Here is an 11796-nt window from a genome sequence, read left to right as displayed (position 1 = left end):
GCTGCCGGTCGGCGCTCCCCCCGTCGCCGGGCCTCGCGGCGGGGCGACGTGATCCGCACCCGTCGCCCGGGGCCGGTGGGAGTGGTCACCGCTGGTGGGACCGGAGCAGCCGCTCACGCAGCTCGCGGGTGTGTCGACGGCTGACCTGTAGCTCGACGTCCCCGATGCGCACGGCCGCCCGTCCCGCGTCGGTCGATACCGCGGTCACGTGGGGGAGCGACACCAGTGTCGATCGATGGATCCGGACGAAACCCTTGTTCCCCCAGCGCTCTTCGAGCGCATTGAGCGACACGCGTACGAGGTGAGAGCCGTCGATCGTGTGCATGCGAGCGTAGTCCCCGTGAGCGCTGGCGTACTGGATGCGGCTGCGCTGGATGAACCGGGTGACACCACCGAGCTCGACCGGGATGGTCTCGTCGTCCTGCTCGCGGCCGTCACCGGCACGCGGCTCGTCGGCGCGGTTGGCCACGACACGGCGGATCGCCTCGCCCAGCCGTGCGGCCCGCACCGGTTTCATGACGTAGTCGGTCGCCTGCAGCTCGAAGGCGTCGACGGCATGCTCGTCGTAGGCCGTGACGAACACGACCTGCGGGCGTTCGGCGAACATGGCCAGAACGCGGGCCAGGTCGAGCCCGTCCAGGCCGGGCATGGCGATGTCGCAGAAGACGACGTCGACCCGGTGCTCCTCCAAGGTGCGCAGTGCCTCGGTGCCAGACGAGACGGCGTGCAGGGTGCCGATCCGCTCGTCGCGTCCGAGCAGGTAGGTCAGCTCGGCCAACGTGGGCGCCTCGTCGTCGATGACCAGCGCGCGCAGCAGCACGGCGGACCCCGATGGCGCAGGCGTGATCGGCAGTGACGTCGACGGCATAGGCAGCAGGATACGGACGAGCGGGCGACGAGGTCAGGAGTCCACGTGAACCCCCGGGGCGTACTTGGGCACGCGGAAGGTCACCTTGGTGCCCGCACCCGGGGCGGTCTCCACGACGAGCCCGTGGCCGTCGCCGAACGTCTGTCGTAGCCGCGCGTCCACATTGCCGAGCCCGACGCTGTCGGACTCGCTCTCCCCGGCCAGGACGGCACGGATGAGGTCAGGGTCACCGCCGACGCCGTCGTCCTCGACGCTGATCTCGGCCTCGGCACCGTGGTCGGTTGCGGTGATCGTCACGTGGCCGACGCCGGTCTTCCCCTCCAGTCCATGCCGAACGGCGTTCTCCACCAACGGTTGCACAGCCAAGAACGGGACGGCAACGGGCAGCACCTCCGGCGCGATCGTCAGGGACACAACGAGACGGTCGCCGAACCGGGCTTTCTCCAGGACGAGGTACCGTTCGACGTTGAGGAGCTCGTCGCTGAGGGTGGTATAGGAGCCACCGCTGCGAAACGCATACCGGGTGAAGTCGGCGAACTCGATCAGCAGCTCGCGGGCCCGGTCCGGGTCGGTGCGCACGAACGAGGCGATCGCGCCGAGGCAGTTGTAGACGAAGTGCGGTGAGATCTGGGCGCGCAGGGCACGCAGCTCGGCCTCCATGATCCGGGTCCGCTGGCGTTCGAGCTCGGCGAGCTCGACCTGGGTCGAGATCCAGCGGGCCAGCTCTTCGGTGGCTCGGACGAGCCCGGTGGAGACCGACGGCCCGTATGCCGCGAGCGCGGCGACCACGCGCTCGTCCGCGACGACCGGCGCCAGGACCCCGGACCGGATCGGGCAGTCGGGGTCGTCGCAACTCACCTCGTCCTCGCGCAGGACCACCGTCCGCCCGGAGGTCAGCACCGGCTGCGCGTGGGCGTGCACGTCGCCCCGGTGGTGCGACCCGACGCCGTCCCAGGCGAGGACGGCGTTCGTGTCGGTGATGGCGATGGCCCGACTGCCGAGCATCGAGCGCAGCTGTCGGGTCGCCTTCTGGGCACCCTCGGGGGTCAAGCCGTCACGCAGGAAGCGGGTGGCCACGGCCGCGGTATGCAGCGTCTCGTAGGTCGCCCGGTCGACCGGGCTGACGAAGCGGCGCCGACGCAGCAACCAGGTCAGGCCGACCAGCACGACGACGAGCACGACGAGCACCACCGCCAGGGCGACGTAGTTCGGAGTCACACTCGTCACACCGCGCAGCGTAGGGCGACCCCTCGCCTTAGGGTGGTCCGGTGCCGTCCGCAGCCCCGCGTCCGGGACGCCTCGACCAGGCGCTGCAGGCTCTGACGGACCTGACCGGTGTGCGCGAAAAGGCCGAGGCGGCGCGGGACGCGTGCACCCGGCTGCGGTTCGACGAGGCGCTGCGGCGGCGGATCCCCGAGGCTGCAGCAGAGTCGCGGATCCGGGGCGGCCGCGCCAGCGCCGTCCTCGAGGGCGCCGACCTGCCGCTCGACCTGGTGCGCGACCTCACCCGGGGCGCGGTGGCGTGGGGGACCGGCCCGGTCGACGAGGTGGTCCGCGGAGCGGTGCAGGCGACCGCCGAGACCGAGCACGCGGTGGGGCTGGTCAGGACGGCACCCCTGCAGGCGTTGGCTCGGCTGCACGTCGCAGCCGCCGGCCGGGTCCTGCCGGCCGAGCAGGTCGGGCGGCCCCGCACGGGCACCGAGGATGCCCGGGAGCTCCTCGACCTCGGGCCCGCCCCCGCGCCGGGCGTCGTGGCGAGGCACCTCGCCGACCTGGCGGATCTGTTGACGTCGGAAAGCACCGCTCCAGCCGTCGTGCTGGCGGCGGTCGTGCACGCGGAGGTCGCCACCGTGCGGCCGTTCGTGCGCGGCAACGGGCTCGTCGCCCGAGCGATGGAGCGCGCCGTCATCGTCGCGTCCGGCCTGGACCCGACCGGTGTCGCGGTGCCCGAGGTCGGGCACGGAAGGGGCGGCGGACCGGCATACCTCGGGGCCTTGACGGCATACGGGACCGGACGCCCCGACGGGGTCGCCCTGTGGCTGCAGCACTGCGCGGAGGCCGTCGTCGCCGGGGCCGAGGAGGGTCTGCGGATCTGCGCCGCCGTCCGGGCCGGTCGGCTGGGCTGAGGGTTCGCCCTCCCGCAGGTCTGGCGGGTCGCGGCGAGGGCGAGTACAACAGGTAGTGGCGCTCGTCTTCGGACGCTCGCCACGCGACCACCGTCAGACCTTCGGGCACCCACGCGCGGGCAGTCCACTGGTGGACCGGTCACGGCGGGGTTTACGCCGCGGTGACAACTTAATGAATTCACGCTCTGGTCACCCGAGGGTTTCGCGGTCGCGATGGCACCTCACCTGCTCGCAGGTGAGGTGCCCTCGCACGTCCAGGCCAGATGTCGACGGGTTGTCCACACGGTCGGGCCGTCTCGTCCCACTGTCCACAGGCGGTGCGGGACGGGTTCCAGGACCGGTGCCGTCCGGCGAGGGTGATGACCGGGCGGAGCGTCCGCCGCTGGTGACCACTCGTGTGGGGGACCGATCGATGCAGGCAGCAGGGCGGTCCGGAGCGGTCTCAGTGGTCTCAGTGGCCTCAGTGCTCTCGGTGGTCTCAGTGGTCACGGTGGTCACGGTGGTCGGAGCATCGGGGGGCCTCGGGGCGTCAGTGCTGGCCGCGGCGGTGTCGCAACGGGCGCGCCGGGCCGCCGTGCCGACGGTGCTCGTCGATGGCTGTCCCCTGGCGGGAGGCCTGGACATCACGATGGGCCTGGAGCACGAGGACGGCGTCCGCTGGCCGGACCTCAGCGAGCTCAGCGGCGTCGCGTCGGGGTCGGCGCTGGTCGAGCGGCTTCCCGGGGCCACCGGTGTGCCGGTGCTCTCGTTCGACCGGCGCCGCCGCACACCGTCGCCGGAGGTGGTCTCCGCCGTCCTGACCGGCCTCGGCTCGGTCTGCAGGTTGCTGGTCGTCGACGCCCCACCCTCCGGCGTCGTCACCGATGCGGCGCTCGCCCTGGGAGGGCAGGTCCTGGTGGTCGCCGGGGTCTCGGTTCGCCAGCTGTCAGCGCTCGCGGTGGTCGCGGAGCTGCTCGCCCAGCGGCAGACCAGTGTGGCCGTATGCCTGCGAGGACCGGGTGGTGCACGCGGCCGGCCCGTGCGGCGGGTTGTGGAGGCAGAGATCGGGTTACCGGTGGTAGCCGTCCTCGAGGATGACCGGTCCGTCGAGGCGGACCTCGTGCGCGGATGTGCCCCCGGCGCTCGTGGCGGGGGCGCGCTGGTCCGGGCGGCCGACCAGATCCTCGGTTGGGCCGTTCTCGCAGAGGGGCAGGTCGGATGAGCCAGATGCCGCCCGAACCGGCGGTGTGGCAGGAGATCCGCGGCGGACGGGCGCCTGACCAGTCGTCGCTGTCCAGGGTGGCCGACGTCGGCCTGGCCCTACTCGGCCGGGGCGGTGTCGAGTCCGTTCGCGACACCCTGCAGACCCGCCTCCTGGGGGCGGGTCCGTTGGAACCGCTCCTCGACACCGACGGGGTGACCGACGTCGCGGTCAACGGTGACGGTTCGGTCTGGGTCGACCGCGGCAACGGCATGGAGCGCGCCGACGTGGAGATCGGCGGGCCGGTGGAGCTGCGACGGCTGGCGGTTCGGCTCGCCGGCCTCGCGGGCAGGCGGCTCGACGAGACGGCACCCTACGTTGACGGGTTGCTGCCCTCAGGCGTACGCCTGCACGCGATCCTGCCCCCGCTGGTGGGAGACGGTCCGCACCTGACCCTGCGAGTCCCCTCGCGCACCGCCTTGACGTTGACCGACCTGCTGGATCGCGCGATGTTCAGCCCGGACGTCAGCGAGGTGCTGCAGGCCGTGGTGCGCGAGCGCGTCGCGTTCGTCGTCACGGGCGGCACCGGCGCCGGCAAGACCACGCTGCTCGCTGCGATGCTGGGTGAGGCGGCCGCCTGGGAACGGCTCGTCGTCGTCGAGGACGTGCGGGAGCTGCGGCTGGTCCGGCCGCAGGTGGTCCGCCTGGAGGCGCGGTCCCCCAACGTCGAGGGCGTGGGCGAGGTCACCTTGACCACCCTGGTCCGCCAGGCGCTGCGGATGCGGCCCGACCGCCTGGTCGTCGGCGAGGTGCGGGGGGCGGAGGTCCGCGAGCTGCTCACGGCGCTCAACACCGGCCACGAAGGAGGCTGTGGCACTCTCCACGCCAACGCGGCGGCCGATGTCGTCGCCCGGTTCGAGGCGCTGGGAGCGCTTGCGGGCCTGGGCCCTGGTGCCGTTCATGCTCAGCTCGCCAGTGCGGTCCGCGTGGTGGTGCATGTGGGCCATGTAGGCCATGGCCCGGACCGAGTACGCCGCCTCGAGTCGATCGGCGTTCTCGTGCGCGAGTCAGGACGGCTCGTCGTCCACGACGCCTTGGCCAGCGTCGACGCAAGGACCTGCCGTGGGCCGGGCTGGCCCGCTCTGTGTCAGCTGCTCCATCTGCCGGCCCGGGCTCGGGCCGGAAACATCGATCCTGGCGGGAACCGGCCGTCGACCGGCTCGGCCGATGGCCTCAGGTCCGAGCGGTGACGGCCCAGGTGGCTGTGGTCGCGGCGGTGCTCCTCGCCGCCGCCGTGCTGACCTGGCCGACCCGCGGGACGCCCAGGTGGACAGACGTCTCGCGCGGATTGCGCCCTGGTGCCGAGCACCGATCTTCCACGGAGGGTCGGGCAGCGACCGAGGGTCTGGCCGGCAGCCCCGAGGTCCTGAGCGTCCATGGCGGCGCCGGAGGACAGTGGCCCCCGTCAGCGGCGGTGGGTCGCCTCGTGGCCCGGCGTCGCGAGCGGGACGCCAGGGGCGCGGCGGTGCTGGAGCTGTTGGACGCCCTCGGCCCGGCTCTGGCGGCCGGTCTCACGCCGGCCTTGGCGCTCGAGTGCCTGCGGCCGTCGTCGAACTTCGCTCGCGGGCTGGTCGCCGAGCTGGCTGCCGCCGCTGGACGCGGCGAGCCGCTCGCTCCGATCTGGCACGAGGAGGCGCGGCGGATGGACTCCGTCGACGTGGCCCTGGTCGGGTCGGCCTGGGCTCTCTGCGAGCAGCTGGGGTCGCCCCTGGCCCACACGACCCGCACCGTGGCCGGAACGCTGCGGCAACGACAGGCGGTGCGACGACGGGTCGACGCGGCGCTCGCCGGCCCTCGGGCCACCGCCCTCGTCCTGACCTGTCTCCCCGCGACCGGACCGGTCGTGGCAATGCTGCTCGGCGTCCCGCTGAGCCACCTCTACGCCAACGCCGGTTCGCTGGCAGCCGTGCTCCTCGGGCTGGGGCTCGTCGCGGCCGGATGGGTCTGGTGCCGGCGTCTGACGCGGTCGGTGGCATACCCATGACGAGCCTGGCGCTGGGCGCTGCGTTGACCGCGCTCGCCGTGCTGCTCTGGCCACGGTCACGGACTCCAATGCGGCCCAAAGAGTTTCGGATCACTGACACATCTAGTCGCAAGGAACCTCAGGCAGCCGGTCGTCTCGGACGTCGACGTCGACGTCAACACCTCACCGACACCGACGAGGTGGCGTCCTGCATGGTCCTGCTCTCCGTCGCCCTTCAGTCTGGGTGTGGCGTCGTCGAGGGGATGGAGCAGTCTGCCCGGGTCGCCATGGTGCCGTGCGCCCGTGACCTCGCGGTGGTTGCGGCTGCCCTGCGTTGGGGGGTGGGCGACGACCTCGCCTGGTCTGCGGTCGACCCGTTGTGGTCTCGCGCGTCCGCCGCGCTGCGACTCGCCGTGGCGTCCGGTGTCGCGCCGTCACACCTCCTGCTCGCAGCCGCAGACGACCTGCGCAGCGCCCAGGTCGCGGCGATCGAGGTGGCCGGCGCTCGGGTCGGCGTGCGGATGGTGCTTCCGCTGGGTCTGACGTTCCTGCCCGCGTTCGTACTGACGACCGTGGTCCCGTTGGTGCTCGCTCTGGCCGGGCAGGTCCTTGCCTGACTAGTGTGTCGCGGGCCGGAGGAGGTGGTGATCGTGCCCGGTGACGTCCTGGCTCGGGTCCGCGACGCGGCGCGGAACGGTACGCCTACGAGCCTGAGGGGCCTGTGGGTGAGCTTCTTGTCGGCATACGGGCTCGAGGCCGTGCTCCGCGGCGATTCCGGTGGTGTCGACTGGGTCTGCCTGGACCTCCAGCACGGTGACCTCGACGTCACCGACGTCGCCGACCTGATTCGGGTGGCGGAGTGGGCCGGAGTGACGACGTTCGTGCGCCCGCCGTCACACGACCCAGGCCTGATCCTGAGGGTGCTCGACGCCGGCGCCGACGGGCTCATCGTCCCGACCGTGGAGTCGGGTGCCCAGGCGCGCGCCCTGGTCGAAGCGGTGCGCCTACCCCCGCTGGGCAGGCGGAGCAGTGGCTCGGCCCGGACGGCCCTCGCGTCCGGGATCGGTGCACCCGATCCCCTCCTGCTCCTCATGGTGGAGACGGCGGACGGTGTGGCCGCCGCCGACGACATCGCCTCGACCGACGGCGTGGACGGTGTCTTCGTCGGGCCCTACGACCTCACGCTCTCCCTTGGGGCGGCGTCCCCGGGGGACGCGCAGGTGCAGAAGGCGATCCGTGCGGTCGTCGACATCACCCGACGGCATCGCAAGGTCATGGGCATGTACGCCGGTCGTCCAGATCTCCTGGCCCTCGCGACGCTGATGGACATCATGGCGGTCGACAGCGACGTCACGGCACTTCGAACCGGCATCGACGCCCTGTTCGACCCGCCGAGCTCCTGAGCGGCTTACTCCCCGCGCCACGATCTCGGTGCGGCCCGAGAGCGGGGTCGCCTCGTCCGCGGTGTGGGCGCCCCGATGACTTGTCCACACCCCCTGACCCGCTCGTCCCAGGATCCACAGCCGCCGTCCGACGGTTTCGCCGGCCAGGTGCCACGGCGAAGGATGAGCGGTGTCCGGAGCTACCGGGCTCCGGTCTGGTCCGGATTCGTTGGTAAGAAAAGGGACTCACATGCCACGACTGATCCACAGGCTCATAAGGAACCGTGCTGACGCGGGGATGACCACGGCTGAGTATGCCGTCGGCACCTTGGCAGCGGTGGCCTTCGCAGCCGTCCTGCTCGCCGTCGTCAAGTCGGGTGTCGTCATGTCAGCACTGACGGCGATCATCACGGGCGCGCTCAACAGCGCGAAGTGACGTGAAGTGACGTGGCCCGGGTCAGGCCCGGGGGCGAGACGTCGGGACCCGGGCATGGTCAGTGCCGAGCTGGCCGCCGCCATCCCTGCCCTGTTGGTCGTGCTGGTACTGGCCCTGGGCGCGGTGCGCCTCGGCATCGACCAGGTCCGGTGCGTCGACGCAGCCCGCCTCGCGGCTCGGGCGCTGGCACGAGGTGACTCCGAAGGATCGGCCCGTGCGCTCGCCACCCGGTCGGCACCGTCCGGCGCGACGGTCCGGATCAGCGTTGGTGCGGGCGAGGTCTCCGTGAAGGTGGTCGCGGTCCGGGAGCTGTCGGGGTGGCGTGCGGTCGACGTGGGCGCGACATCGACGGCCGCGAGGGAGCAGCCGTGATGCAGGAGCTGAGGTTCGGGCGACGGCAGCGGGGCAACAGGACGCGAGATCGAGGTTCCGGGGTCGTCCTGGTGGTCGGCGCGATCGGGGCGCTGCTGTCGTCGATGCTCGGGGCCCTGATGGTCCTCAGCGCTGTGCTGGCTTCCCACCGCGCACAGTCGGCGGCGGACCTGGGTGCACTCGCGGCAGCGTCGTCGTTGGTCGCCGGGGAGGGGTTAGCCGCAGCGTGTGACGACGGCGCCCGCGTCGTAGCAGCGAACGGAGCCGCTCTGGTGCGATGTCGTGACAGCGGAGGACTCGGTGTGGAGCTGGTGGTCGAGGTCCCCGCGTCGGTGTCTCGGATCGGGACGGCGACGGCGCGCGCCCGTGCCGGTCCTACGAGCGGGTGAGGCCAAGGGGCCGGGACATCAGGTGACCGGCTCGTCCAGGGAACAGTCCAAGGAATAGTCCAGGGAATACAGGGTGAGGTCGAGCAGGACGATGGCCCCGGCCTTGTCGAGCGGTTCGTTGCCGTTGCCACACTTCGGTGACTGGACGCACCCGGGGCAGCCTGTCTGGCAGCCGCAGGCGGCGATGGCGTCGCGGGTCGCGCGCAGCCAGGTGCCGAGCGCGGCATACCCGCGTTCGGCGAAGCCGGCGCCCCCGGGGTGTCCGTCGTAGACCATGACCGTCGGAAGCCCGGTGTCGGGGTGGCACGCCGTCGAGACGCCGCCGATGTCCCAACGGTCGGCAGTGGCGACGAGTGGGAGCATGCCGATCGCCGCGTGCTCCGCGGCGTGGGCCGCTCCGGGCACCGAGGCCGATGCGATCCCCGCGCTAGTGAGCAGCTCCTCGGTCAGGGTCCACCACACGGCCTTCGTCGGCAGGGTGCGCTCGGGGAGATCGAGGGGATGTTCCCCGATCACCTCGCCGGTCGGCAGCCGGCGCAGGAAGGAGGTCACCTGGCCACGGACCTCGACGGTGCCGAAGCAGCAGGTCACCCCACCCGCGCTGCGGCTCCGCTCCACCCGGGTGATGTCGAACGCACTGACCGAGCGGGCCTGGGTCGACCAGCCCGGATCGCCCGCGAGCACCAGCGCGCAGTCCCGATCGAGGTCCAGCTCGGTCACGACGTAGGTCTCGCCCTGGTGGACGTACACGGCACCCTGATGGACCGCCGAGTGGGCGCGGGTGTCGTCCACGGTGCCGAGCACACGACCGCTGCGAGCATCCGCGATCCGGACTGTCCCTCCGGTGCCGCGCAACGACAAACCCTCCGTCGCGCGTCCGTCCCCACTCCAGAACCAGCCGGTGCGACGACGCCGGAGCAGCCCGTCCGCGACGAGGGCGTCGACGGCCGCGGCCATCCCCGCACCGAAGACCGCCTCGTCCGCCTGGGTCAACGGCAGCTCGGCGGCAGCGGCCGCCAGGTGCGGCCCGAGCACGTAGGGGTTGCCCGGGTCGAGCACCGCTGCCTCGACCGGCTGGCCGAACACCGCGTCCGGATGATGCACCAGATAGGTGTCCAAGGGGTCGTCGGCGGCGACGAGCACCGCCAGCGACTCGGCACCTGCCCGACCGGCGCGGCCCGCCTGCTGCCACATCGACGCCCGGGTGCCGGGCCAGCCGGCCAGCAGCACCGCATCGAGGCCGGTGACGTCGATGCCCAGCTCGAGCGCGTTCGTGGCCGCCAACCCGACCAGCTCTCCCGAGCGGAGCGACTGTTCGAGGGCGCGCCGTTCCTCGGGGAGGTAGCCACCCCGGTATGCCGCGACCGCATCTCCCAGCGCGGCGTCCATCTCGAGCAGGTGCCGGCGCGCCGCCGAGGAGATCGCCTCGACCCCCGCCCGCGACCGGGCGAAGGCGACGGTCTGGACGCCTTCGGCGACGAGGTCGGCGAGCAGGTCGGCCGACTCTGCCACCGCGCTGCGTCGCCGCACCGGCGGTTCGCCGACGGGGGTCTCAGTGGGGGTCGCAGTGGGGGTCTCAGTGGGGGTCGCAGTGGGGGTCGTCGCAGGGGAGGGCTGACTGCCACCCGGCTCCCACAGCCCGAAGGTGAGGGCGGCCCGGGGCGAGCCGTCGCGGCTGACAGCGCGTACCGGCATACCGACGAGGCGCTCGGCGTGACCGCCCGGGTCGGCCACGGTGGCCGAGGCGAGGACGAACACCGGGTAGGAGCGGTAACGGGCGGCGACGCGCCGCAGCCGCCGCAGGAGCATGGCCAGGTGGGTACCGAACACCCCGCGGTAGACGTGGCACTCGTCGACGACCACGTAGCGCAACGCGCGCAGGAACGGCGCCCAGTGCTCGTGTCCCGGCAGCAGGGAGTGGTGCACGAGGTCGGGGTTGGTCAGGACGTAGTTGGCGTGCTCGCGAACCCACCGCCGCCCCTCTGGTGCGGTGTCTCCGTCGTAGGTCGCCGCCCGCAGTCCCGGCAGGGCGAGGGCGTCGAGCCGGTGCAGCTGGTCCTGCGCCAAGGCCTTGGTGGGCGACAGGTAGAGCGCGGTCGCCCCCCGCCCGTTGGGAGCCGATGATCCGTCGACGAGATCCGAGAGGACGGGTAGCAGGTAGCCCAGTGACTTCCCGGACGCCGTACCCGTCGACAGGACCACGTGCTCGCCGGAGTGCGCCGCGTCTGCAGCCTCGCGCTGATGGCTCCACAGGCCGGTCATGCCCGCCTGGGTGAGGGCGGCATACAGGCTCGGAGTCACCCAGGAGGGCCAGTCGCAGACCTCGGCCACCCGCGCCTCGACCCGGTGCACGTGGGTGAGCGGGCTGCCAGCCCCAGGAGTGCCGTCGGACCGGACCGAACCGCGACCACGAGCCAGGCCGGCGAGCAGCGCCTCCGGGGTGAGCCGCGAAGGGAGACGCACCTGCGAGGCGGGTGTGGACATCAGGGATACGGTACGGCCGGATCGGCTCAGGGCGAGCGATGACCTGCCGGTTCCGTCCTGCGGACAGGACCGACGGGTGACACCGGAGTAGCGTCACGGTGCTCCCACGGGCAGGATGGCGCGCGCAAGGGTCGGCTCGGCGCGGCCGAGTAGTTGACGAGCACAGTGGTGCGAACAGAGCGGACGAACGGTGGATCTGGACATCACGACCTCGGTCAACGACGGGCTCACGGTCGTGCGGGTCGAAGGCGAGGTCGACGTGTACACCGCACCGCAGCTGCGCGAGCGGCTGGACGCGGAGATCGAGGCCGGGCGACACGACCTGGTGGTCGACCTGAGCGGGGTCGGCTTCATGGACTCCACCGGGCTCGGTGTACTAGTCGGCCGGCTCAAGCAGATCCGCGTCCACGACGGCACGATGCGGCTGGTCTGCGCCCACGATCGGGTGCTCAAAGTATTCGTCATCACGGGGCTCGACAAGGTGTTCGAGATCTTCCCCTCTGTGGACGAGGCCCTGTCCGCGTAGCCGGGAGCTT

The 11796-nt window shown here is 72.1% G+C and carries 13 protein-coding genes; 10 read left to right on the top strand and 3 right to left on the bottom strand.

Features of this window, described 5'->3' with window-relative positions:
• Window positions 1-85: 85 nt before the first annotated feature.
• Window positions 86-868: a LytTR family DNA-binding domain-containing protein gene (locus tag ABI385_RS01355; RefSeq protein WP_348101931.1), complete on the bottom strand. Its 783-nt coding sequence runs from the start codon at window positions 866-868 to the stop codon at window positions 86-88.
• A gap of 33 nt (window positions 869-901) precedes the next feature.
• Window positions 902-2086, bottom strand: a complete 1185-nt coding sequence (locus tag ABI385_RS01350) for a histidine kinase (protein WP_348101934.1) — start codon at window positions 2084-2086, stop codon at window positions 902-904.
• Between the two features lie 50 nt (window positions 2087-2136).
• On the opposite strand from ABI385_RS01350, the gene ABI385_RS01345 reads away from it, so the two are divergent.
• The 9 genes from ABI385_RS01345 to ABI385_RS01305 all read left to right on the top strand — a co-directional run bounded on the left by ABI385_RS01345 (window position 2137) and on the right by ABI385_RS01305 (window position 8776).
• Window positions 2137-2994, top strand: a complete 858-nt coding sequence (locus ABI385_RS01345; protein ID WP_348101930.1) for a Fic family protein — start codon at window positions 2137-2139, stop codon at window positions 2992-2994.
• 454 nt (window positions 2995-3448) lie between these two features.
• A complete protein-coding gene (locus tag ABI385_RS01340) occupies window positions 3449-4195 on the top strand; it encodes a hypothetical protein (RefSeq protein WP_348101929.1) in 747 nt (248 codons plus the stop codon).
• A complete protein-coding gene (locus ABI385_RS01335; RefSeq protein WP_348101928.1) occupies window positions 4192-5424 on the top strand; it encodes a TadA family conjugal transfer-associated ATPase in 1233 nt (410 codons plus the stop codon). The genes ABI385_RS01340 and ABI385_RS01335 overlap by 4 nt, the downstream gene beginning before the upstream one ends.
• Entirely contained in the window at window positions 5421-6218 is a 798-nt protein-coding gene (locus tag ABI385_RS01330) for a type II secretion system F family protein (protein ID WP_348101927.1), read from the top strand. The genes ABI385_RS01335 and ABI385_RS01330 overlap by 4 nt, the downstream gene beginning before the upstream one ends.
• Complete coding sequence (locus ABI385_RS01325) at window positions 6182-6814, top strand: type II secretion system F family protein (RefSeq protein ID WP_348101926.1); 633 nt, start codon at window positions 6182-6184, stop codon at window positions 6812-6814. The genes ABI385_RS01330 and ABI385_RS01325 overlap by 37 nt, the downstream gene beginning before the upstream one ends.
• 33 nt (window positions 6815-6847) lie before the next feature.
• A complete protein-coding gene (locus ABI385_RS01320) occupies window positions 6848-7600 on the top strand; it encodes an aldolase/citrate lyase family protein (protein ID WP_348101925.1) in 753 nt (250 codons plus the stop codon).
• A 229-nt stretch (window positions 7601-7829) separates the two neighbouring features.
• Window positions 7830-8015: a DUF4244 domain-containing protein gene (locus ABI385_RS01315; RefSeq protein WP_348101924.1), complete on the top strand. Its 186-nt coding sequence runs from the start codon at window positions 7830-7832 to the stop codon at window positions 8013-8015.
• A 54-nt stretch (window positions 8016-8069) separates the two neighbouring features.
• On the top strand, window positions 8070-8387 hold the full coding sequence (locus ABI385_RS01310; protein ID WP_348101923.1) for a TadE family type IV pilus minor pilin: 318 nt from the start codon (window positions 8070-8072) through the stop codon (window positions 8385-8387).
• On the top strand, window positions 8387-8776 hold the full coding sequence (locus ABI385_RS01305; protein ID WP_348101933.1) for an Rv3654c family TadE-like protein: 390 nt from the start codon (window positions 8387-8389) through the stop codon (window positions 8774-8776). The genes ABI385_RS01310 and ABI385_RS01305 overlap by 1 nt, the downstream gene beginning before the upstream one ends.
• 18 nt (window positions 8777-8794) lie before the next feature.
• Here the strand turns inward: ABI385_RS01305 and ABI385_RS01300 are convergent, their stop codons facing one another.
• On the bottom strand, window positions 8795-11260 hold the full coding sequence (locus ABI385_RS01300; RefSeq protein WP_348101922.1) for a DEAD/DEAH box helicase: 2466 nt from the start codon (window positions 11258-11260) through the stop codon (window positions 8795-8797).
• Window positions 11261-11450: 190 nt separating this feature from the next.
• Here ABI385_RS01300 and ABI385_RS01295 point away from each other — a divergent pair, with 190 nt between their 5' ends.
• Entirely contained in the window at window positions 11451-11786 is a 336-nt protein-coding gene (locus ABI385_RS01295; RefSeq protein WP_348101921.1) for an STAS domain-containing protein, read from the top strand.
• Window positions 11787-11796: the final 10 nt, after the last annotated feature.

Origin of the sequence: Lapillicoccus sp., from assembly GCF_039935575.1 — a bacterium.
GTDB lineage: Bacteria > Actinomycetota > Actinomycetes > Actinomycetales > Dermatophilaceae > Lapillicoccus.
This window is presented reverse-complemented; position numbering and strand designations above follow the sequence as displayed.